Below are 22972 nucleotides of genomic sequence, written 5' to 3' on the forward strand. Positions count from 1 at the left end.
ATTTGATACTCAACAGAGCATGTACCTGTTCATCAAAATATAAATTCACTTAAGGAGTGAAGTTAATAACATGGAACTTCAATTGGCTTTAGACTTAGTAGATATCCCGCAAGGGATTGCATTGGTAAAAGAAGTAGAGTCGTATATTGATATCGTAGAGATCGGTACGCCGATTGTCATCAATGAAGGACTTCATGCAGTAAAAGCAATGAAAGAAGCATTCCCTAATCTGAAAGTGCTGGCTGACCTGAAGGTTATGGATGCAGGGGGCTATGAAGTGCTAAAAGCTTCCGAGGCTGGTGCAGATATCGTTACGATTTTGGCTGTAGCTGAAGATGCAACAATCAAAGGCGCAGTAGAAGAAGCGAAAAAACAAGGCGGCAAAAAAATCCTGGTGGATATGATCGGTGTTAAAAACCTGGAGCAACGTGCGAAAGAAATCGACGCTCTGGGCGTTGACTACATCTGTGTGCATACAGGCTACGATCTGCAAGCTGAAGGACAAAGCCCGTTCGAAGCACTGCAAACCGTCAAAAAAGTCGTGAAAAACTCCAAAACTGCTGTGGCTGGCGGTATTAAGCTGAGCACATTGGCTGAAGTCGTAAAGGCTCAACCGGATCTGGTTATCGTCGGCGGTGGTATCACTGGCGAGGACGACAAAAAGGCTGTAGCTTCCCAAATGCAACAGCTCATCAAACAAGGTTAACCCCAATGGAAACCTCTCAATATTTATCTGAGGTACTCAAGGAGCTACAATTGGTTCCACAATTGATCAGTGATACGGAATCGGAACAGCTGATCCATTCCATCGCCGTTGCCAATAAGGTATTCGTGGCAGGTGCGGGCCGCTCAGGGTTCATGATTCGCTCGCTGGCAATGCGGCTGATGCATATGGGAATTCAAGCTTACGTAGTCGGGGAAACCGTAACTCCCGGTTTGGGCGAGGGCGACCTGCTCATTATCGGTTCAGGCTCTGGTGAAACCAAAAGCCTGATCTCCATGGCAGAAAAAGCAAAGAAACTCGGAGCCTCTCTGGCGCTACTAACCACTTCTCCCGGTTCCACCATTGGCAAACTGGCCGATATCATCGTCAAGCTGCCTGGTGCGGCCAAGGACCCGTCCAACAAGGACTACCAGACGATCCAGCCCATGGGCTCATTGTTTGAGCAAACCCTGCTGTTGTACGGTGACGCATTGGTACTCAGAACGATGGATCTGCGCAAGCTGACCTCCAAATCTATGTTTGGTCAACACGCCAATTTGGAATAAAACTGCAATTCCTTTACGATAACAAAGCAGGCTGTCCTTTACATGTCACATGTGAAGGACAGCCTGCTTTTATGCTTGTATAAGGCGACGTTCGATACAGCATAGAATAAGGCAAAACAAGCCCGGCATGTATTCAAACCATTTATTCGTTATTCCCTGCTGGCAACGGCGGAACTTTGGACGGATCAGCAAGTGCCCAATAGGCATATTTGGCCTTTAACCGTTCGTCGAATAGTAGCGGCTTATCCAACCGGGCTATCGGAAACGTGCTGAGCCACGTATTTCCATCATCCGTACCCCAAATCGTCACATTGCTGATATGATTCTGCTGCCTTGAAAACATATCGAACAGCGCCCGATAGCGGTGAGCCTGCCGGATGAGCATAGATTCTGGAATCGTTTCATAGCGATCTGTGTCATTGGAATAAAGACCCATATCCAGCTCGGTAATTTGATTATCCAGACCAAGCGAAGCAAACTTCTCTATGGACTGCTCAATCTCGCTAATAGCGGGAAACTCCAGGCGGATATGCGATTGGTGGCCTACCCCGTCAATCGGTACACCTTTAGCGAGCAGATCACGTACCAAATTGTACAGAAAATCCCGTTTCTTCGGCTCATGCGTGTTGTAATCGTTAATGAATAGCCGTGCGTTCGGGCCCGTCACTTCCCTCGTGACACGGAATGCTTTTTCAATATAATCAGTACCGGTAATCTGATACCATTTGCTGCGGCGCATGCCGTCCGGCTGATCAGGATCAATGACCTCATTCACCACATCCCAATCGGTGATGACATTTTTATACCGGGCTGCAACAGCGCGAATATGCGTCTCCAGCCGATCCAGCAAAAGCTTTTTATTCTCAGCAGTCGGCGTCATCGGCTGTCCATTCTTATCCTTGAACATCCAATCCCCAGTTTGGTTATGCCACACCAAAGTATGGAAGCGAATTTCCAGTCCATGCTGTCTAGCAAACTGCACAATTTGGTCTGCTTCCTCCCAATGGAACTGTCCCTCGGACGGTTGTAAGGAGATCGGCTTCATCGCATTCCCTGCAACGACGCTGTTAAAATGCTTCTGTACCAACTCTCCGTAAGCCCCTTCGGTCTGGAAAGCTTCAATCGCCGTGCCAATGCTAAACTGTCCCCCATATAATCCATGCAAAGAAGGAATGTCCTTTTCAATAGCCAGCGGTGGTACAAGTGACAGCTCGAAATCATCCATATAAAAGGAAGACGTTCCTTCTGCCGTTTCCAAATACATAGAAACAGTGTCTGCATCATGCGCAAGCGTATACATACCAGACAAATGCATCCATCCCCCTGTCGTAGTAGCCGTGTCGCCTACAACAGTTTCATACGCACTATCCCCTTGATGATCACGCTGTACGCTGAGCCTCACCTTGGCAGGCTGCTCACCCGGCGCCAGCTTCACCCAGGCACTGACCGTATATCGGCTGCCCTTTTGCATCGTAGCAGTCACATCCAGCTTGGGTCCGGCATATGTCTTTTGTCTGCCTGTTGTCAGCAGACTGTATGAGCCGCTTCGTGCATCGGCGTCCGAAACCTGCACGGTCTCGGCACCCATACGGGACACCCATCCTTGAGCCGTACCATCTTCAAACCCGGATACGATACCATTGGCCGGCTCCGGTGGCGTCTTCGATACCTGTGTTATTTCTATCTCATCCACATAGTAGGCCTGTGCGGGATTCGAGCTTTCCACATACAGCTTCAATGCATCCATTCCCCCGGTAAAAGTATATTTCCCCTGAAGTTTGATCCACGATGTATCCGCCGTCTCCGTCTGCGCTACCGTCTTCCATGTCGTAGTCCCGCCTGTGGGCTGCTGCTCCACTGTAAGTTTAACCATGCTCGGAACCGCAGAATGACCATCCAGCTTCACATAGCCACTAATTTCATACTCCACATCCGGCTGCAACAGCGACTTCACATCCAGCTCCGCCCCGTTCCAAGCCGCTGTACGAGCGGTTGCCTTCAGACTGTGCGTGCCGCCATATGCTGCTTCCGTGACGGATGCAATTTGGGTATAAGTTCCTCGCGGCTTCCAGCCGTCGCTGTTTCCTTGCTCAAATCCGTACGTTCCAATGGTCTTATGGATACTACCCGCCGATAGCACCATATCCGAAACGGGCGGGGAATGTTCTATAGACGGAGCTGCCTTCACTACAGACGCTCCCCACCAACCGACAGGCGATAACAACAGCGCTCCAGCCAGTACCAGACAAAAAGGCTTAACCCAACATGACCGCAAAGCAATCCCTCCCGTACTCCAATTTTTGGAATTGGTATTTGGCACCATTGGTTTTCATTTACTATCCTTTGACACCGCCCAAGGTCATACCCTTCACAAAGTATTTTTGCAAAAAGGGATACACTAAAATAATAGGCACTGAAGCGACAATCGTCATCGTGGCCCGAATCGAGGTAGGCGTGACCGACTTCGCCAGATTTTCCGAACCAGCGAATTGGCTCGCATAGTCCTGACCGTTAACAGACGTGTTAGAATTTTGCAGTATTTTCATCAGCTCATATTGAAGAGTGCTCCATTGCTCATATGATGAATTGTACAAAAACACATCGAACCAGGAATTCCATTGTGCCACCGCTGTAAACAGCGACACCGTCGCCAGTACGGGAACACACAGCGGCAAAACGATGCGCATAAAAGTGGCAAACTCCCCAGCCCCGTCAATACGCGCCGACTCCAAAATCCCTTCCGGCAATCCCTCAATAAAGGAGCGAATGACAATCACATTAAACACCCCAATCAATCCCGGCACGACATACACCCAGAAAGTCCCCAGCATCCCAAGCTCACGAATCAGGAGAAAGTTCGGAATCAATCCACCGCTAAAATACATCGTTAAAATAAAAGCAATCGAAACAAATTTGCGCAGCACATATTCCGGCCGGCTGATCGTATACGCCACCATCGCGCAGCAAAACACCGAAGTCACTGTACCCACAACTGTACGTAATACAGAAATCAGCGTAGCATGGAAAATCGTCGCTTCCTTGAACACAAATTCATAATTACTCCACGTAAATTCACGCGGCCACAAATAAATCCCGCCCCGAATCGAGTCATTCGCTTCATTCAACGAAACCGCCAGCGTATTTAAAAACGGATACAGCGTGAACACCATCAGGCAGAGCATAAACACGATATTGCACGCATCAAAAATTCGATCTGAGGGGGCCCGAAATCGCCCGTGTACGGCCTTCCCTTTGCCCATGACTTCCGCTCCTTTTTAAAAAATAGCTTAAGCACCCAGCCATGTAATTCATACGATTAGTATTGTTGAAGCTCTGGTGCTATTAATTGAAACGGTTATATTAGTGGCTACAATAATAGGAATTCGAGTAAAAATCTGAGTAGCTATTTGAGCAGACTCTTATTGATTATTAGTGGCAATTAGAAGTTGTAAGGTCAGCGAAGCGGCCTGCTAAAAATCCACTGACTTGCACCTGTAGTATGCATGAGCACGCACCTTCTGTTATCGCCTCGAATAGCACTGTCCCAAAGACACCCTTCAATGGCGATAGCGAAGCTGAGCCAGCTACCATGACGCATTTACCCAAGGAAGCGCGAGTCACGCGCCTTCCTTAAACTCTCCCCTTGCCACTACCCTCAGTTCTCAAAAAAAGTGACTTTACGGCGGGTAGCAGCGGAGCGGGCGGAATTGTTCTGAAGAAGCGGAGCGTTCGCCTTTATCCCCGGATTTTAACCTATGATCTTTATTCCAATAAGAAAATACGGGGATAACAGCGATCGGAAGAACAATCCGCACGCGAAGCGGCCGTCCCCCACCATAACTCACTCCTTTTTCAGAACAATCTCTCCTCCCCTAACCGCTTCGCAATATGATTGGCGCTAAACAGTAAGATGAAGCTGACCACCGTTTTGAACATCCCAGCAGCAATGGAAAGCGAGAAATTACCCATCTGAATACCATATTTCAGCACGAAAATATCCAGATTCTCCGAGTAATCCACGTTCATGCCGTTGCCCAGTAAGTATTGCGGCTCAAAGCCGGATTCCAGTAAATTGCCAATGTTCATAATGAGCAGGATGATAAATACAGGCTTCAATCCCGGTAATGTCACATGCCAAATCCGCTGAAAACGCCCTGCTCCGTCCATCTCGGCTGCCTCATACTGCGAGGGATCAATCATCGTCATCGCGGCCAAATAAATGATGGTGTTCCAGCCGACATTTTTCCATACCTCCGATGCACCGAGAATGCCCCAAAAATAGCTTCCCTCGCCCAGCCACAGAATAGGCTCCTTAATCAACCCCAGCCACATCAGCACCTCATTGATGATGCCGCCATCCGCAGACAGCGCCGTACTGATGATGCTAGCCGCGACCACCCACGAAATAAAATGTGGCAGATAGCTGACCGTCTGCACGACCCGCTTGAACATGATCTGACGAAGCTCATTCAGCAAAATCGCTAATGTTATAGCGGTGACAAAGCCCAGCACCAGATTAATAAAGCTCATCGCCAGCGTATTGCGCATGACCCGCAGAAAGTGTTCATCCTGAAATAGAAAATGGAAATGTTTTAATCCGACCCATTGCTGATCGAGCAACTTGCGGGCAGGCTTAAAATCCTGAAAGGCAATCGTCCAACCCCAGATGGGCAAATACTTGAAGATGAACAGCCAGATTAAAAAAGGGACGGACATCCATACCAGTGCCCGTTGCTGATTCAGCTTGTGCATAAATCCCCTAAAGCCGGTTCGCCGCGAGGGCGGCAAATGATCCAAGGAGATCGTGACAGGTGGTGGTGACGAGTGGCCCATAGCTGCTTCCTCCTTTACTTTTTACCGGGATTTTCGATTTTTTTGGCAACCTCCTTCGTGATCAGCTCCTCATACGCCTTTACATCCAGCTTGTTGAATTCAGTGGTGTATTCATTCCAAATCGCATCAAACTGCTCCGGTGCAGACAGCACCAAACGCGGGAAATATTTGCGCTGTAGGTCCCCCTTCTTTTGCTGGAAGAGCTGCGCAGTTGAGCCTTGAGCAATCGGAATACTCCAGGCCGGATACCATGGGCGCTCGTCAGGTGCGGAAAACATTTGCGAGAAGGACTCTACACCATAGACTTTTAGTAGCTTTTTATCTCCCTCGGTGTAGGACATACGCGCAACCTCAGGCTGCCGTCCGGGGCCAACCGAGTTGCCGTCAGGCAGGGTAGAACCGCTACCGTATCGCGGCCAACTGTATTCAAAATATTTGAACCCGAATGATTCGCGGAACGCGTCCTGACCAGTCTGCTTAATTTGCTCCTCAGTCCGGTAAAAGCGTCCTTTTTTATCTACATCATAGGTTTCTCCCTTGATTCCCCAGTTGGATAATATCTGGTTTTCGTCCGTCAGCAGGTTGTCAAAAAATTTGATGATACGCACCGGATCCTTGGCACTGACCGTAATTCCTATGCCTCGGTTATTAACGAATGACGAAGGATCAATGTACTGATCCTTTATATTCTGGTCGTATACAACAGGCAGCCCTATATACTCCATATCATCATTGCCCGATTGCTTGGAAGCCTCTTGCAGATTATTCAGGGCCTGCCCCGCCTGCCAGCGGTAGTCGAAAAAGCCCAGCACCTTACCCGAGGTCAGCTTTGCCAAATATTGATCGTAATTGTCCACAAAGGACGATTTATCAAATAGGCCCTCTACATTGAGCTGATTTAGCTCTTTCAGATACCGCTTTGTGATTTCCATATCTCCATAATCCGTGGCCCGGTGTGTTTTCATATCAATAATCGTGCCGCCATCATTCGGATAGCCTGCCAGATGCATCGGCGCGTTCGTAAGAGCATAAAACCTATCCTGCGTGGTTAACGCTAGGTACCCAGTCAAGCCCTCATCTGCATGCTTTTTCGCATAGTTACGAATCAGAGCTAAATACTCGTCAAGTGTTTTGATTTTTGGATATCCCGCTTCTTTTAATACCCTGCGTTGCACCCAAAAGGCTCCTTGCTCTAAGTTAGGCGCAGGTAAATAATCGCCTACCACCGCACTTAGCGGCAGAAAGTAAATGTTCCCATCCTCCGCCTTCATCAAGTTGTAGTACGGTCCATATACACGCTTAATATTTGGTCCATATTTGTCGATCAAATCATTCAGGGGAATAAAAGCCCCGGCATCCAGCAGCTTATCGATCGTGCCATCCGGCACTATCACATCCGGGTAATCGTTACTGGCAATAAATGTACCGATCTTCGTATTGGAATCACCCACCAAATGCTCCAGCTTCCAGTTTACCCCCGTCTGATCCTCCAGGATTTTGCCGATCCGCGTTTCATTGGTATTAATGTCCCTCCCCGCAGTGGCATTAAAATACGTGAATGTGACCTTCTCCTTGCTATCTCCTGACGCCGGCTCCTTGCCCGAGCTCCCTGAGCAAGCAGCGATCATAGACGCCATCATAACCATTACCAGAGTGATGATTCCGAACCTTTTGCTTGTCATGCCAGACCCTCCCCTTTCGCCCTCTTTTGTCGATTGTGTGTGAATATCGTGCGCACGTACCTCAAGCACTGAGAATCCCGCACACCCTAAATTGTAAGCACTTTCATTTTATAAAATGCTGTTCATTTCGTTCACCTGTCAATCTAAAGGTGTTACTTAGAAAACTATAGGTAAAGGTCCTTCAACGCAAAATAGGTACTGCTCTCCACCTCACTCCCGATCCGCAGGAATCCTAATTCGAATCTCCGTACCCTCGCCGGGTGCACTGCGAATGGCAAGCTCAAAGCGGCTCCCGTAGTAAAGTTTAAGACGATATATGACATTTTGTAGACCTATACGCTCACCCATTTCTTCCTGCCTTTGCATGTAACCATACAAGCGTTGTATCTGTTCCTCAGACATGCCCACCCCATCATCCCGAACCGTTAGAATCAGTTGTCCTTCCTCATGCTCAAAATGAATCTCAATGCGTCCTCCATGCTTTAGCGGCTCAATGCCGTGGATGCTTGCATTTTCAACCAGTGTCAGCGCGACCATTTTGGGAAGCAGATTATCCAAGTCTTCAGAGCGCGCCTGCACTTCGTACTGTATTCGCTCACCAAAGCGATATTGCTGAATTTCCAGAAAACAACGGATCAGCTCCAGCTCCTCCCGCAAAGTAACCCGATCCTTGTTCCACACCAGCGAATTGCGGAAAATCCGTGCCATGTTATGAATAATGCGCGCTGTCTCATCCTCATGCTTCATCAAGCTCCGCATGCGAATCGTCTCCAGTGCATTGAACAGAAAATGTGGGTTGATCTGACTGTGAAGTGCATTCAACTGGGCATGCCTGCGCTGAATTTCCAGATTTTTTCGCTGTATATCGGCCATATAGACATCGTTAATCAGTCGCTTTATTTTCAGCGTCATCCGATTAAACTCCCCTGTTAATTGCCCGATTTCATCTCTCGACTCTGTACCGCGAATCAGCTCAAAATGCTGGTTTTTCACCTTCTTCATGTGCTTTAAAATACGATGAATCCTCACGTTCAACGAACGTGTAATCCAAATAATGATTAATGTAGGCAGCAGCATATTTACACAGGTTAACAAGAGCACAAAATTGCGAGATTCCTGCATTTCATACAGCACTGCATCTCTCGATACCGCAGCCACAATGCTCCAGCCATTCAGATTGCTCGTAAGCACATAATTCGTCTTGAACTCCATCGTGTCCTCGGGCAGCTTGAGAGTGTTATAGGCCACATTTTTGTGGTTTATATCCACTTTGGGGTCCGTTGTATATTCGATTCCCCCTCGTTCGTTCAGCAGAAAGAGACTTCCCTGCAAATTCAGGTTATTGAAAATCTCCCGAATGGACGACATTCGCAGTTCTATTTTCAGTATTTTTTCACGACCATTTTGGGAATAAAAGTAGTTCATCCGCCGAATCAGGCTAAAAGGGTACACCTGTTCACCTGTACTGTCATCGGTACGTACAAATATAGGCTTGGACTGGCGTCCAGGCGAGATTTTGGTATACCAGGGCAAACTTCTGACTCCCTCATCTATAAAGCTGATTCCACCGGAATTCAGCAGCGTTGAATTATTGGTGTAGATCGTAATTCCACCTACGGAATGGTATGCAGGACTGTAAGTGTTGTTCAAGATATGACGTAAATAAGAGTCATAAGCGGCGATATAGTCAGCAGGGTGGGGATATGTTTCTTCCAATACCTCATTGAGCTGATGATCCGTATAAAAGATAGACGAGATTTCCATCGCATCTTCAAATTCACGGTAAAATTCAATTTTAATCTGTTCCAGTGCGCGCGAAATATCCTGCATACGCTGTTCCTTCACGTTTTGCGAGGTGACATGGTAAAAAATCAGATTGGTCAGCACTACAGGCGTAAAAACACAGAGAAAATAAAGCAGCAGCATTTTATCTCGCAGTCGTACATGATCAAGAGTCATTCTCAGCATCTTCATTCGCCGGCCCTCTCTGACTTGTTACCAACAATCAGGCTGTTGCGGTATTCGCTTGGTGTGGCATGCGCCATCTTTTCAAACTGGGTAACAAAATAGTCTGAACTGCCGAAGCCCACGCGCTCAGCAATTTCATAAATCCGCAGATCCGTCTGCCGCAACAAGCGTTTCGCCTCCTGAACGCGCAATTTCAGCAGAAATTCGTTAAAGTACACACCATACGTTTTTCTGAACAATTGACCGAGGTATACCGGGTTCATGTAAAAGCGAGCCGCAATACTTTTCAGGCTTATATTCTCGGCGGCATGCTGCTCAATGTAAGCACGGATGTGCTGGATGCCTCCTTGCTGACAATCCTTGCGCAGAACCCCGATATACCTTCCACTTTCCTCGACAAAAGCTGTAAACAATCGCTGTAGTTCACCCAGGGACAGGTTCATGTCCTGCCAGTTCATCATCGGTTCTAGTGACTGAAGTGAGCGCTCATCTCCCTGCATGTTTTGAATGACCCGAACGATACTAAGTACGCACTGATGCAGACTCATTTTCATAGCCTCAGGAGCATAACACTCCTCCCGAAAGCTGCTAAATAAATAATTCACGGCCACACGCAGCTCATCCAACCGCAGTTCCTCAACTTGTTCCGTCAAGCGATCCAGTACGTCCTGAGGGATGGTCTTATAGTGAAGTGGTGGCATTTCCTCCTGTAGATATACAACAATACCGCCATGGTCATAAATGTATTTATGGAGCACTGCCTCCTTCGCACAGGCATAGGACTGCTGGATATCCTGCAACCGATTCACAGGCTTTCCTGCATAAATGAAAACTCGACTTCCCAGCTGATCTTTTAGTGTCTTCATCCCCTCTATCTCGCGTTGTAGCGCTTTCATAAAAACTTGGACCTTGCCTTCAAAACACTCCAAAAGGAAGTCCGGTACGATAAGACCAATCCGGTTACGATGCTCATGAACATAGAGAGGGTACTTGCCATCCATTAAACGATGAAGCGCTTGCTCTATAAGCTCCCTGAATTGTAAAAGCGATAGCATGATATTATTGTCACCGGAGCGCCAGGGATGTTGGTCATTCAGCTCGACGAGTACATAGTACATATAAGTGGCTTCCCCAAGCCGTAGCTGCTGCTCCCACTGTGTCACTACTACATCATCCACTGGGTTTATCATCACAGTCTCTAACAGCCCACCTGCATGGTGATTCTGATATCGTTGCGTATTCTGCTGTTCACGATGCAGTCTTTCACTCAGCTTGCGCAATGTAGCCGAAAAGTCCCCCTCATCAATCGGCTTAAGCATAAAATCATGAACCCCATAGCGGATTGCCTGCTGCGCATAAGCAAAATCACTATAGCCGCTTAAGATAATAAACGCGGGATGTTCTGTACTCTGTTCGAGCACAGACCGAATCAGCTCTAATCCGTCCAGCACAGGCATACGAATATCGGTAATGACCAGGTCCGGGTGAATACGGCTGATTAGCTCCAGCGCATCCTCACCGTTATCAGCTTCTCCTACGACTTCAAAACCACAGGCTTGCCAATCCATGAGTTGAAGCAGCCCTTTACGAGTAAAGGTTTCATCATCCACCACAATGGCTCGATGCAGCTTCATAACACGCTTCCTCCTTTTGAAGTATGCCTATTTTATTATTTGGGTTAACTATTCCAATGATCTCAGTCACTATGGTAATGTAAAACATCAGGAATTGGAAATTTTCGTTACGCCTATTATATGACGAATAGAGGGGTGCAAAGCATGTGCACTCCAGCAGCCAAGCCAAAGCAGCAAATATACAAAAAGGAGACGAATCCCTGAATAGGGGTTCGTCTCCTTTTTTGCTATTGCGTAAAAAGCTTTATTCTCTTATTCGTGAATTCAGGCTATCGCTCAGCGATGATACTGACCGCTTGCAGATGGTCGGCGTACTTTACAAACTGCTTGCGCATACCCATAACCCTTGTCCGGGCAGCATGGTTACGCATAAGGTTAAAGGCAATTTTCCCAAATCTCAACCAGCCCTCGTCCTGAATGATACGTAGCAAATGCAATAAGTGCATGGGAACCGTATAGATTTTAACGACCTTAAAGCCTTCCTCTTTCAGCAGCTGTTCCCACTCTGACACCGTCAACGGTGTCGCATTAACTCTCATGGCTACAGCCAAATCCTTGTAAATTTGTTTTCTGAGCGCAGGCTCAATATGGTTAGAAGCAAGGCACATCTCATGAATAGCATACTTCCCACCTGCTTTCAAAAGCCGCCTGGCTTCCGAAATAATCTGCGCCTTCTTGGCCCTTGTATGCATCGTCAGCATGGCTTCCCCATATACCACCGTCGCAGAGGCATCCGGCAACGGAACCTGTTCAGCATCGGCAATAATGACTTCCCGATTTGCTCCGCTTGCATACGTTTTTACGATAGAAGCCGCCTTCTCATTCTGTTCAATCGCAATATAACGACGGGGATTAAGCCGCAGTGTGATTTGGGCAGTTATACCCAATCCGGGGGCAAACTCAATGACCTCATCCTGTCCGGTTACGTCAAGTCCCTCTATCATCCAACGTGTCGTTTTTAACCCTCCGGGCCTAAGCACGCGCTTACCGAGACTTGCTAATATCCAGTGCCCTGGCACCTGTTTGTAATCTACTGTCTGCATTGGCTATTAACACCTCTTTTTAAAATTTGATAATGATATTCATTATCAATACGAGTGTAAAAAAAATAACCTTTTTCTTTTTTTGATATGAGCATGTTGCATCATTCAATATCTATATATTGCCGATCGGAGACCCGCTCTTACGATTTATGCCAATGCCCCATTTATACAATGATGGTGCTGTGTCCTCTTTTATATGTTCTGCGCATAGCTTTCGCTTGGCGTTTGGGTTAACACTACATGCAGACTGGAATTCGCCTCTGCACCGCCACGATAGGAAAAGTGCTCATCGCCCGTAACATGAATGATATCCCCTTGGACAACTTCCGTTGCTTCCCCGTTCACAGTTACAGTCCCGCTGCCTTCAAGAACAAGCAAATATACATTCGCTCCTGGGTGATTATGTGTTGGCAACTCCGCATTAGGAGTAAAGTTGAGAATAAAAATTACATTGTCAGCTTCCTTATGCACAATTCGTTTTGTAAACGCAGCTTCCTTATATTCCTGAAATTGAATGAGGTTTGATTTTTTCATATTGGTTCACGCTCCTGTTTGAAATTAAATTTGCTTAAGATGGATGAATACCTTTATTGTATTGGATTATTTCGCTCGACTTGTGATTGCAATCACAAAACTAAATTTAAGTAAAAAATACTTTTAATTATTTAAAAATTTGATTTCAATCATCTTTTTCACCGACACATCCAACTAGAATCGGATTATGCAAGATGCTAAAACAATAACAAGCAGGAGGTTATTCCTATGAAGCCCGGATTCAAGCTGGCAAAGGATATTTATTGGGTAGGAAAAATTGATAATCGTGAGGTTCCCTTTCATCGTCTTCTACTATCAAAGGGTACAACTTATAATGCATATCTATTAAAAACCGGAAAGCCAACCATTGTGGATACCGTGGATATGGCGTTCGGTAGAGAATTTGCCGAAGCTGTAACCGAATTGATCGATCCATTGGATATTCAATATATCATCGTCAATCACACGGAACCAGATCACTCGGGCGGATTGGCGGCACTTGCTTCCAAGGCAACGAACGCTACGATTGTCTGCACTGAGATTGCCGTTCCGGAAATTCAACAAATGTACAAGCTTCAGCATCGCAACTTCCTCGTAATCAAGGATGGGGATCAACTGGACATTGGAGGCAAAACGCTGCTGTTCAAAGAAACTCCTTATCTGCATACAGAAGAAACCATGATTACGTATTGTATAGAAGATAAAATCTTGTTCCCTTGCGATATTTTCAGTACACACGTGGCTGTAGAGCATCTATTTGCCGATGAGGCTGGTTTTGATATCACCGAGGACTTTATCGGATACTATCAGGCTATTATTCATCCACATCGCAGATATGTGCGCACATTAATCGAAGCTGTTGCCGATCTGGATATTGAGATGATTGCGCCTTCCCACGGCTTCGCGATCCGGCATGATATTGCCAAGTTTATTGATTTGTACGCCTCTATGAGTACCGAAACCAAGGAAGATAAAAAAGTAGCGATTGTCTATGCCACCCTAAAAAATAATACTAAAAAAATGGCAAACATCCTGAAGGACTGCTTTTTGGAGAACCAAATCCAGGTGGAGCTATGGGACGTGGATAAAGCGGATGAAACGGAAATATTGAATAGTATTGCCTCAGCAGATGCTGTGTTCGTTGGTAGCTCTACTAAATATGCCGATATGACGGGCAAATTGGAAGACCTATTGCAACAAATGCAAAAGATGAATCTGGAAGGCAAGCTGGCTGCTGCCTTTGGTTCCTACGGCTGGAGCGGGGAAGCCATTGAAGTTGTACAGGATTACTTGAACGGTACTAATATGAAGGTGCAAAGCACTTCAGATGTAATCAAATCAACGGGTATGACCCATGTGGAATTCCCGGTACGTATTCGTTTCTCTCCTACAGAAGTTGAAAAAGTGAAAAAAATTAAAAATGCCGCTGAATTTGTCTCAGATCTACTGCTTAGTGTTATTTAAAACACAGTAGCGTATAGCGAATAGGAGAGATACTGAATGGGTAACCAACATTACGTTATTATCGGAGGCAGTGTCGCCGCCGTCAACGCGGCAAAAGCGATTAGAGATCATGATGAGCTGGCCGAAATTTCTATTTACGGGGAGGAAGCATCCTTTCCGTATAACAGAGTCAAACTTTCCAAGGGACTATTTACTGATTTGCACAGTGACAAAATCCTGATCAAAAAGGAAAAATGGTTTGCCAATCAACGAATTCATGTGTATTCCGGCATCAAGATAACCGAGATACATCCAGAGGATTGTACTATCAAAACAATAGATGGACAAACCGTTGCTTATGACAAGCTGCTGCTGTGTACAGGAGCTCACAACCGTAAGCTTGTGCTGGATGGGGCTTCTCTAAGGAACGTTCACAATATCCGTTTTCGACAAGATGCAGATAGCCTTAAAGCGGAATTGCGACAGGGAGACCGGATATGTATCATCGGGGGCGGTATTCAAGGCGTGGAAACCGCCTGGTCCTTCCAGCAAGCCGGGTATGCTGTAACCATACTGGAAGCTTCGCATCGGCTTATGCCCCGCCAGCTAGATGAAAAGGCCTCCGCTATTTTGACCGATCAAATGACCGAACGGGGTACTCAGATCCACCTTGGGCAAGGCGTAAAACGTATTAAAGGCACAGATCACGTAGAAGGTGTGGAACTACAGGACGGCTCTGTTATCCCTTGCGAGCATGTCGTGTACTCTATCGGAATTGAACCGAATACGGAGCTTGCTCGCCAAATCGGCCTTGATATTGGACAAGGCATTCTGGTGAATGCACAGATGGAGACCAGCTCCGCCAATATCTATGCAGCAGGTGATGCAGCCGAATTTCAAAGTAGAGTAGATGGGTTATGGGAAAGCGCAATGGAGCAGGGAAAAATAGCAGGCGCTAATATGGCGGGCGCATCCGTCAGCTATCAGCGTCCCCTCTCTGTAACCCTTTCAAACTGCTATGAATCTCCTCTCTTTTCCATCGGTCTGGTAGATGAACAAGTCTGCGACACCAGCCTGATTATTAAAAATCGAGCTTCTTATACACGTATGTTCATACAAAACGGCTCTATCTGCGGCGTGATTGGCTTTGGAGATGCCCTTGCTTCACTACCATACAAAACAGCCATCATGCAGGGACTCAAACCGGACGCACCAGAGCTTACAAAAATTTTGAATGACAAGGAGAACTAGAGATGAAAAAATATGTTTGTCAGCCCTGTGGATACATTTATGATCCTGCTATCGGTGACCCCGATGAAGACGTTATGCCTGGTACAGCGTTTGAGGATCTTCCAGAAGACTGGGTTTGTCCAGTCTGCGGTGAGGATCAAAGTCATTTTGCCCCAATAGATGATACAGAATAACAACCATGCGCTATAACCTGTAGTTTCCGGTTTATGAATGGAGTGAATGAATGTGAATGAGATGTCCTGTCCCTGCCAGTGCGAAAAAGAGCCCTGTGCCCGCAAAGTGCCTATCTTTTCCTCTTTGTCCTGCGAAGATTTGTGTAAGGTCAGCTCCATGATCCGACACCGAAAATATCAGAAGGGTGAAGCCCTGATTATCGAGGAACAAGCATCCGATACGCTGTACATTATTAAAAGCGGGCATGTCAAGCTGCTGAAGATGACGCCTCAGGGCAAGGAGCAAATTCTGCACATTCTGACAACTGGCGATTTTTTTGGCGAGTTGAACATATTTAACAGCGATGAGCTGAGTAACTTTAGTGCGTATGCCTTAAAAGATACTGATATTTGTATGCTCACCAAGGATGATATGGAGCAGTTGATCCGCAACAATCCCGATATCTCTTTGAAGCTGCTCAAAACCATTACTAAACGCTTGGCACATACCGAAAACCTGGCTCAAAGCCTAGCTACCAAAGACCCGGAAATCCGCATCGCCTATATGATTCTTGAGCTTGGACATAAATATGGCAAGCCGGATGGTTCCTACATTAAAATAAACCTCCCCCTTTCACGCGAGGAAATGGCTAATTATGTGGGTGTCACCCGCGAAACCATCAGTCGCAAATTCGGAAAATTTGAACAGCTGGGGATTATTCATAGCAAGGGTACAAGAGAGATTACCATCTGCGATGTACAGAAACTGAACGAATATATGGATTGAGACACATAGATACAATGTTACTCTAACATGAGGACAACAAAAAACCGCTTCTTTAACTTATGGATTGCAGTTGATCTATCAACCACTTCCATTTCGTTAAAAGGCGGTTTTTTAGCATATTTTATACTCCACTAACTATCAATTGTCGTGTTTACACCTTGGGAAGACGCTCCCCATGCAGGCTGCGCTGAAGGAAGTTCTGGCGAAACTCTGTCTGTGGAAGGGGCAGTCTCAATCGTGGTCGATTTGGAGCAATCCCACACTACTTTGACCAAATACCCAAACAACAACACATTCAACAATGATGTCACACACAAAATAATACCGTATTGATCCCGAGAGTTGGAGCTATAGAAAATATCAAAGGTGTTCAGGAAAATCGTAAGACTGAATCCACCCGCAAGCCACAAAAATCTGTGGTCTCGTAAATACAGATACGCCAGTACAGCTAACGCGGCCGCAGGGAACAAGTACCGTTCATGCATGCTGGAAGCGAAGGTAAATACACCTGCAATGAGCACCAGTGCAGCTGCTGCTGCAAATTGTGGTTTGCGACTGCGGATATACATCCACCATGTAAATAGAGTCACCAACACAATGCAGATCATACCCCACGTATGGTAACTGAACAGGAACAGCGTTGTAGTGTCCTGCGTATAATTGCCACCGATCAATGCAAAAAAGTTATACGCGTTCACCGAAGCATACGGATACTCGCCGACCGTTCCCTTGTATAGGTCAAGTAGCCATAACGGCTCTTGCCCCCACGAAAATGGCAATATGACCAGAATGGTCGTCACAACAGCACCGCCAATGGACAACAGCCAAGGCTGTATTTTTCGTTGTCTCAGCAGCTCAAAAAACAGAACAGGCCCATAAATAATTCCCTGCGGCTTCATCAATACGGCTACCGTAAACAATACGGCGGACCAGCCGACCCGGTTTTCCACAAGCAGCACAATCATGCCCACAATCAGCATCGTAAAGAAAGAATCTACCTGCCCCCAGAAGGTCGAATTGATAAATACAGCCGGGTTAAACACGTAGAATATAGCCAATCCAAGGCTTATTCCATAGCCGACCCGTTTGCTCGCCAACCGGTACAGCATGTACGCTGTCACGATATCGGCTAATATATTGGGAAGCCGCAGCAGCACGGACATATAGGGAATGAAAGCATCCGTAGAGCCGATTTGACCAATCACATATAAAATATAAATATAGAACGGCGGATAATCACTTGATCCGTTCGTGTAAAAGCCCGATAAGCTATCCGCTGCTGTCGTAGCCCAGTTCCGGAATAGCATTAAATCCATGTGACCCGAAATCCATGGAGCGATCGCCATTCTTAAAAAGAAACCCACACCCAGCACAGTCCACAGCATCAGTCCTCGATTACGTTCCCCGAGCTTCCATTCACGAGCCCGAAACCGGTACGCAATAAACACGAACGCACCGAAGAACAAAGCGGCGAAAATCGCCAGCGGAGTAGCATAAGCAGATGAGGAGTTCCCACTTCTTCCACCACCCATACCACCGCCAGGACCGCCCATGCCAGATCCGTTACCAGACATGCCACCGGGGCCTCTGTGCTGTCCGTCTCTGGCAACACCACTGCCGCCCGATACAGACGTATCATTCCCGGTCGTTGTACCTTTGTCACCCGATGTCGATGTCCCCTCAGTGGAGGAGTTGGTAGTTTGGTCTGTCGTCCCCTGATTCTTGCTGTCAGCGCTATTCGCCGAATCCGTCCCCCTCATACCTCCGCCAGGTCCGCCTCCTCCCCCAAACCCGCCGGATGGTCCCTGCCTAACAGCCGCAGACTGGGACGCAGAACTACCTGAATAACTCCATAACGAAACGACACTAGCGACAGCACACAATATGAGACTACATAGAAGTATATATTTCAGACCGTTCGCTTTCCAAACGTTCAAACCCGATGCACCTCTCTCTGTTTCTATTTTCCCATATTGTATCTGTCTTAGCTTAGGACTTTGTGAGTTCTGGCTGAATGTTGGCTGAATACGAAATCATCACACTGAAGATTGTCGTTCCATCTCCATAATCGCCCTTTCCAGCTGAGATTGTGGATGCTTCAGCATGTTACCGTGACCGACAGCTAATAAAGATGGATTGAAACTCGCCAGCTTTTTGGCGCTTTTCAGCGAAATTTCCTTGTTCCAGGTAGCCAGTGCCGGAAAAGGAAACAGCGGCTTAAGCCTTCCCGATACCGCTATACCACCTCGGGTCTGAAAGGCGTCGCCTGCAATTAGCGCTCGGGTGCGAGTATCCAAGAATGCCATTGAGCCTGGCGTATGTCCCGGTGCACTGATCGCCAACAGCGAACCTACATGATCCCCATCCTCCAGTAAAACGTCAGGCTGGGTAAGGATATGCTTCGGTACATCGCCTCGAATAGGAGTATCCGGTTCTCCTGCCTCCAACGATACATCGCCCTGTAGCAGCGGTGCGTCCCGCCTTGAAATGAACACTTGCGCGTCAGGATACCTTGCCTTGAGCTTATCCAACGCACCCACATGATCCCCATGGGCATGGGTAAGTACAATTCGAATAATCGGCTGCCCGATCTGCGCCGCAGCTTGTGCTATACCACGGGTACTGTATGGCAATCCGGCATCTACCAAGGTGAGCCCCTCTTTCTCCTCCACCAAATAACAGTTCACCGGGAACAGCCGGGGCATAAACGTCAATTGATACACATGCTGCACCTGAACAATACGCATTTATCTCATCTCCTTGACTTAATTATAAACTAATTATATTAGTATTATAAATAATATAATTAGTTTTAAGCAAATACTTTTGCTGCTATTCAGCTGGAGTTGGAGCTTGGAACTGCTACGGGGACGGCCGTACTGAGAAAACAGCAAAAAGCATCCCCGGGACTCTGCCCCCGGGGATGCCTCTCAAAACAAGAATTAATCTTTTCCTCCTGTTATTAATAACGAAGCCTTCTTGGCTATTTCCTCTTTATCAAACGGAGTAATTCCAGATGCCCATAAATAACCAGCCTCATGTATGATGTTGGCATGAATAGGTAGGACATCCAGATATCATTGCAGAAACTTGGTACAACTTATACGAGAAAAAACACAGCTTTGAAGAAACATTCCCAAAAGAAATGGATCCAACCAAGCTGTAAAAATTATTAAAGCGAGAAGATGACCATTGTGGCCGTCTTCTCGCTTTTTTGTCATTTATAAGCGTCCTTTGGGCAACAACTTCATCCGTAATTACAGCCGGATTGCCTCAGCAATAGGCGTACTGCCAGAAACCAGATTAATTGCACGATGATACGTCCGCTGTTCCTCCAGCGCTGCTACCACCGCTGCCGCCACATCTTCACGAGAAATGGTGTGGCTGGTGAGCTCCTCACCGGTAGCAACTTTTCCGGTGCCCACATCATCCGTCAGGCCACCCGGACGAAGAATCGTGTAGTCCAGGTTGCTCGCTTCCAACAAGCGGTCAGCGTAATGCTTCGCCACATAATACGGTTTAATGGATGCAGGCCACTGCTCCCGATTCTCCGCATGTAGGGCGCTGACCATAACGAAGCGCTGGATACCCGCTTGTTCGGCGGCTTCCATCGCCTTGACCGCTCCATCCAGGTCGATAAGCAGCGTTTTATCCGCTCCTGTTTTTCCACCGGAGCCTGCTGTGAATACGACAGCATCGCTGCCTTTTATAGCTGCGGCAATATCACCAACCGTCCCTTCGAGGTCAGCTACCACCGTTTCTGCTCCCAAACGTTCAAGCGCTTCGGCCTGATCCGAATGGCGGATCAACGCCTTTACGCGATGCGATTTATTCTGCCCCAGTAGACGGACAAGATGTCTGCCTACTTTTCCATTTGCGCCAATCACCAGTACGTTCACTCATACCCCTCCTGTATTCGCAGTCTCTCATCTACATTATACAGATGTATTTTACCCTTCGGGTCTGCGACGCAATCATGTTAGCTGCATCAGGCTGAAATCAGACTTCTTTGGTAAGCTCGACATCTCGCTTTTGCCGCACACGCAGACCTGCCAAAAAGGTAGCCATCATCACCTCAATACTCCGGTCCACCTCCATAGGTAAACCAAAGCCGCCCTTTTGTTCAAGTGAGGCGAATCCATGAAGCAGACTACGGAATCCCCTCGCTGCATGAATGCAATCTTCTTCCTTAAAGCCATAACCACTGGACAGGACGGTAATGACCAGCTCAGCCACGCGATCCGCAGCCTGCCTCATTTCGGTATCATTTCGATCAGTTGCATACTGCATCGCTTCATACAAACCTGGTCGCTCGCGAGCATACCGCATATACGCGTTCCCCATAGCGGTCAGCGCATCTTCGCCCGCTCTACCAACCGCTGCGCTCATCAAAGCTTCCTCCAACTGTTCGAGGCTGTGCAATGCCAGTACTTGGCGCAGTCCATTCAATCCGTTCACGTGGTTATACAAGGACGGAGGGCGAATGTGCAGCTTTTGCGCCAGTGTGGTGAGCGTGACATCCTCCATCCCTTGTTCATTGGCAATGTCCTCGGCAGCCCGCAGGATATCTTGCAGTTTTACTCCGTTTCTAGGCGACATCATCCCGCCTCCTTCCATCTAATTTCTATGTAATCCGGTTCCTTATACATATACTGAGTCGATCCAGATTCTATTTTAACTAATCCTGTTAGTTTATACAAAGAAAATGCCGTTTACAACAGCCGACCTGCATCGAACCTTTATAGAAGAGCATAGCAGGCATTACTGATATAATAAAAAAATAAGATCATAAACGGAACGGATCTGATCCCTTTCTCGATCACTTACAAAGGAGCTAGCTATATCTATGGAACCCAAGCCACTTCCAGCTATTGAATTCAATCACATTATCAAATATTTCACCGGGTCTGGACAGCAACGTGCTGTTCTGAACGGGATTACAGCAAAAGTCTCCCCCGGCAAAATCACCACGTTGGTCGGTCCATCGGGGTCTGGTAAAAGCACGTTGCTTTCACTGTGCAACCTCCTAATGACACCGGATGAAGGAGACATCCATGTCCTCGGCAAACCTATATCGGAGTGGGAGATCCCTGAACTGAGACGGAAAGTAGCATTGGTTTTTCAGGATGCCCCCATGCTTCAGGGAACGGTCCTATACAATCTCCAAACCGTAGAACGGCTGCACGGTACAGTGCTGGATGATCCTGCCGGCCTGTTGGAACGCGTAGGACTTACTCGCGACCTGTTGGAACAGAAGGCGCAGGAACTGTCCGGCGGACAAAGACAGCGCTTGGCCTTGGCGCGGACACTCGCGAACCGTCCGGATATTTTACTGCTGGATGAGATTACTTCTGCACTGGACCCTGCCTCGGTCAAAGAGGTTGAGGAACTGTTGCTGCAAATGAACAAAGAAGAGGGAACAACGATGGTCTGGATTACGCATCATATGGAACAAGCCCGCAGGGTAGGCCACGAAACATGGCTGATGATCGACGGAAGACTGATAGAACAAGCGGATACGGAGACGTTTTTTGATGCTCCACAGCATAGTGAGACCCGCAGGTTTGTAGCAGGAGAATGGGTATGACGATTGTTGCCTTGATTCTCTCTCTCGGTTTTGTATTTATCGCCATCGTCATGTCCAAATCCTTCAAACTCGGTCTGGACCGAGACATAATTATCGCCACAATCAGAGCGTCGGTTCAACTGCTGGCGATTGGATATGTATTGCATTTGATTTTTGGGATGCAAAGCTACGGATTTATCGTATTATTCATTCTGCTCATGATTACCGTAGCCTCACAAAATGTTGCGCGCAAAGGACGATTTATCCCCGGTCTCATGTGGAAATCATTCCTGACGCTGCTGTGTGTGGAAATCGTTACACAGACATTCCTCATTGGCCTGCATATCATTCCTGCGACAGCCCGGTATATGATTCCGATTAGCGGCATGATCATTGGCAGTTCCATGATTTTGTCCAGCCTGCTGGTGTCTCGGCTCAAGTCGGAAGTCCTGCTGCGCAAGCCTGAAATCATGCTCATTCTGGCGTTAGGCGGCACGCCTAGACAAGCCATCTTCCCTATACTCAAGGATTGCATACGTTCCAGTATGATTCCAACCATTGAGGGGCAGAAAACGCTGGGGCTTGTCCAGCTTCCCGGCATGATGACCGGACAAATCATCGCAGGTGCCAATCCGATTGCCGCCGTGCGTTTGCAATTGCTCATCGTATTTACCACCATGACCTCTGCTATTTTGACCAGCGTGCTGCTCAGCCTGTTCATTTATCCGGCATTATTTAACCGCCAGCAACAACTGCACACAGAAGCATGGGAACGCTAATCAGGTGAATATCCCCAGTTATCTGTGATTT

At 47.2% G+C, this 22972-nt stretch carries 20 protein-coding genes; 8 read left to right on the forward strand and 12 right to left on the reverse strand.

Translation table 11 applies throughout. The annotated features are described in order from the left end of the window. Positions 1-70: 70 nt before the first annotated feature. Positions 71-706: a 3-hexulose-6-phosphate synthase gene (hxlA, locus tag AOU00_RS11475; RefSeq protein WP_013312540.1), complete on the forward strand. Its 636-nt coding sequence runs from the start codon at positions 71-73 to the stop codon at positions 704-706. A 5-nt stretch (positions 707-711) separates the two neighbouring features. Further along, the gene (hxlB, locus tag AOU00_RS11480) at positions 712-1269 is read left to right on the forward strand and encodes a 6-phospho-3-hexuloisomerase (RefSeq protein ID WP_069290647.1); all 558 of its coding nucleotides are present in this window, start codon (positions 712-714) and stop codon (positions 1267-1269) included. A 142-nt stretch (positions 1270-1411) separates the two neighbouring features. Here the strand turns inward: hxlB and AOU00_RS11485 are convergent, their stop codons facing one another. From AOU00_RS11485 to AOU00_RS11520, 8 genes are all read right to left on the reverse strand, one after another. After that, positions 1412-3544, reverse strand: a complete 2133-nt coding sequence (locus AOU00_RS11485) for an endo-1,4-beta-xylanase (RefSeq protein ID WP_069290648.1) — start codon at positions 3542-3544, stop codon at positions 1412-1414. 61 nt (positions 3545-3605) lie between these two features. Continuing rightward, a complete protein-coding gene (locus AOU00_RS11490; RefSeq protein WP_069290649.1) occupies positions 3606-4529 on the reverse strand; it encodes a carbohydrate ABC transporter permease in 924 nt (307 codons plus the stop codon). A 592-nt stretch (positions 4530-5121) separates the two neighbouring features. Continuing rightward, on the reverse strand, positions 5122-6102 hold the full coding sequence (locus tag AOU00_RS11495; RefSeq protein ID WP_069290650.1) for an ABC transporter permease: 981 nt from the start codon (positions 6100-6102) through the stop codon (positions 5122-5124). A 14-nt stretch (positions 6103-6116) separates the two neighbouring features. Beyond that, positions 6117-7784 carry an ABC transporter substrate-binding protein gene (locus tag AOU00_RS11500; protein ID WP_069290651.1) on the reverse strand — a complete coding sequence of 556 codons (1668 nt, stop codon included), beginning with the start codon at positions 7782-7784 and terminating at the stop codon, positions 6117-6119. A 210-nt stretch (positions 7785-7994) separates the two neighbouring features. Beyond that, positions 7995-9758: a sensor histidine kinase gene (locus AOU00_RS11505; protein WP_069290652.1), complete on the reverse strand. Its 1764-nt coding sequence runs from the start codon at positions 9756-9758 to the stop codon at positions 7995-7997. After that, positions 9755-11386, reverse strand: coding sequence for a response regulator transcription factor (locus AOU00_RS11510; RefSeq protein WP_069290653.1), 1632 nt, complete (start codon positions 11384-11386; stop codon positions 9755-9757). Before AOU00_RS11510 ends, AOU00_RS11505 begins: the two co-directional genes overlap by 4 nt. Before the next feature lie 269 nt (positions 11387-11655). Continuing rightward, on the reverse strand, positions 11656-12429 hold the full coding sequence (locus tag AOU00_RS11515; RefSeq protein WP_069290654.1) for a class I SAM-dependent methyltransferase: 774 nt from the start codon (positions 12427-12429) through the stop codon (positions 11656-11658). Positions 12430-12621: 192 nt separating this feature from the next. Continuing rightward, entirely contained in the window at positions 12622-12963 is a 342-nt protein-coding gene (locus AOU00_RS11520; protein WP_025721355.1) for a cupin domain-containing protein, read from the reverse strand. 228 nt (positions 12964-13191) lie between these two features. Between AOU00_RS11520 and AOU00_RS11525 the strand changes: the two genes are divergently transcribed. From AOU00_RS11525 to AOU00_RS11540, 4 genes are all read left to right on the forward strand, one after another. Next, complete coding sequence (locus AOU00_RS11525) at positions 13192-14427, forward strand: FprA family A-type flavoprotein (RefSeq protein WP_069290655.1); 1236 nt, start codon at positions 13192-13194, stop codon at positions 14425-14427. Between the two features lie 36 nt (positions 14428-14463). Beyond that, entirely contained in the window at positions 14464-15657 is a 1194-nt protein-coding gene (locus AOU00_RS11530; protein ID WP_069290656.1) for an NAD(P)/FAD-dependent oxidoreductase, read from the forward strand. 2 nt (positions 15658-15659) lie between these two features. After that, complete coding sequence (rd, locus tag AOU00_RS11535; RefSeq protein WP_007432984.1) at positions 15660-15830, forward strand: rubredoxin; 171 nt, start codon at positions 15660-15662, stop codon at positions 15828-15830. 61 nt (positions 15831-15891) lie between these two features. Next, positions 15892-16596 (forward strand): Crp/Fnr family transcriptional regulator, encoded by a 705-nt coding sequence (locus tag AOU00_RS11540; protein WP_069292037.1) that lies wholly within the window; start codon positions 15892-15894, stop codon positions 16594-16596. A gap of 131 nt (positions 16597-16727) precedes the next feature. On the opposite strand, the gene AOU00_RS11545 is transcribed toward AOU00_RS11540, so the two are convergent. The 4 genes from AOU00_RS11545 to AOU00_RS11560 form a co-directional block, all read right to left on the reverse strand. Further along, on the reverse strand, positions 16728-18533 hold the full coding sequence (locus AOU00_RS11545; RefSeq protein WP_069290657.1) for a glycosyltransferase 87 family protein: 1806 nt from the start codon (positions 18531-18533) through the stop codon (positions 16728-16730). 99 nt (positions 18534-18632) lie between these two features. Beyond that, positions 18633-19343 (reverse strand): MBL fold metallo-hydrolase, encoded by a 711-nt coding sequence (locus AOU00_RS11550; RefSeq protein ID WP_061829497.1) that lies wholly within the window; start codon positions 19341-19343, stop codon positions 18633-18635. 510 nt (positions 19344-19853) lie between these two features. After that, a complete protein-coding gene (locus AOU00_RS11555; RefSeq protein ID WP_069290658.1) occupies positions 19854-20495 on the reverse strand; it encodes an SDR family oxidoreductase in 642 nt (213 codons plus the stop codon). A gap of 100 nt (positions 20496-20595) precedes the next feature. After that, positions 20596-21195, reverse strand: a complete 600-nt coding sequence (locus AOU00_RS11560) for a TetR/AcrR family transcriptional regulator (protein ID WP_061829499.1) — start codon at positions 21193-21195, stop codon at positions 20596-20598. A 247-nt stretch (positions 21196-21442) separates the two neighbouring features. Between AOU00_RS11560 and AOU00_RS11565 the strand changes: the two genes are divergently transcribed. Together AOU00_RS11565 and AOU00_RS11570 are read left to right on the forward strand one after the other, a co-directional pair. Continuing rightward, on the forward strand, positions 21443-22183 hold the full coding sequence (locus tag AOU00_RS11565) for an ABC transporter ATP-binding protein (protein ID WP_061829500.1): 741 nt from the start codon (positions 21443-21445) through the stop codon (positions 22181-22183). After that, positions 22180-22941 (forward strand): ABC transporter permease, encoded by a 762-nt coding sequence (locus AOU00_RS11570; RefSeq protein WP_069290659.1) that lies wholly within the window; start codon positions 22180-22182, stop codon positions 22939-22941. The genes AOU00_RS11565 and AOU00_RS11570 overlap by 4 nt, the downstream gene beginning before the upstream one ends. The last annotated feature ends 31 nt before the right edge of the window (positions 22942-22972 follow it).

Origin of the sequence: Paenibacillus polymyxa, from assembly GCF_001719045.1 — a bacterium.
GTDB classification, from domain to species: Bacteria; Bacillota; Bacilli; order Paenibacillales; family Paenibacillaceae; genus Paenibacillus; species Paenibacillus polymyxa_B.

Coding starts and splice junctions, on each gene's coding strand:
- AOU00_RS11570 (WP_069290659.1), top strand. CDS start 22,180: ATGACGATTGTTGCCTTGATTCTCTCTCTCGGTTTTGTATTTATCGCC.
- AOU00_RS11540 (WP_069292037.1), top strand. CDS start 15,892: ATGTCCTGTCCCTGCCAGTGCGAAAAAGAGCCCTGTGCCCGCAAAGTG.
- AOU00_RS11510 (WP_069290653.1), bottom strand. CDS start 11,386: ATGAAGCTGCATCGAGCCATTGTGGTGGATGATGAAACCTTTACTCGT.
- AOU00_RS11560 (WP_061829499.1), bottom strand. CDS start 21,195: ATGTCGCCTAGAAACGGAGTAAAACTGCAAGATATCCTGCGGGCTGCC.
- AOU00_RS11530 (WP_069290656.1), top strand. CDS start 14,464: ATGGGTAACCAACATTACGTTATTATCGGAGGCAGTGTCGCCGCCGTC.
- AOU00_RS11520 (WP_025721355.1), bottom strand. CDS start 12,963: ATGAAAAAATCAAACCTCATTCAATTTCAGGAATATAAGGAAGCTGCG.
- AOU00_RS11525 (WP_069290655.1), top strand. CDS start 13,192: ATGAAGCCCGGATTCAAGCTGGCAAAGGATATTTATTGGGTAGGAAAA.
- AOU00_RS11550 (WP_061829497.1), bottom strand. CDS start 19,343: ATGCGTATTGTTCAGGTGCAGCATGTGTATCAATTGACGTTTATGCCC.
- AOU00_RS11495 (WP_069290650.1), bottom strand. CDS start 6,102: ATGGGCCACTCGTCACCACCACCTGTCACGATCTCCTTGGATCATTTG.
- hxlA (WP_013312540.1), top strand. CDS start 71: ATGGAACTTCAATTGGCTTTAGACTTAGTAGATATCCCGCAAGGGATT.
- rd (WP_007432984.1), top strand. CDS start 15,660: ATGAAAAAATATGTTTGTCAGCCCTGTGGATACATTTATGATCCTGCT.
- AOU00_RS11505 (WP_069290652.1), bottom strand. CDS start 9,758: ATGAAGATGCTGAGAATGACTCTTGATCATGTACGACTGCGAGATAAA.
- hxlB (WP_069290647.1), top strand. CDS start 712: ATGGAAACCTCTCAATATTTATCTGAGGTACTCAAGGAGCTACAATTG.
- AOU00_RS11515 (WP_069290654.1), bottom strand. CDS start 12,429: ATGCAGACAGTAGATTACAAACAGGTGCCAGGGCACTGGATATTAGCA.
- AOU00_RS11565 (WP_061829500.1), top strand. CDS start 21,443: ATGGAACCCAAGCCACTTCCAGCTATTGAATTCAATCACATTATCAAA.
- AOU00_RS11490 (WP_069290649.1), bottom strand. CDS start 4,529: ATGGGCAAAGGGAAGGCCGTACACGGGCGATTTCGGGCCCCCTCAGAT.
- AOU00_RS11500 (WP_069290651.1), bottom strand. CDS start 7,784: ATGACAAGCAAAAGGTTCGGAATCATCACTCTGGTAATGGTTATGATG.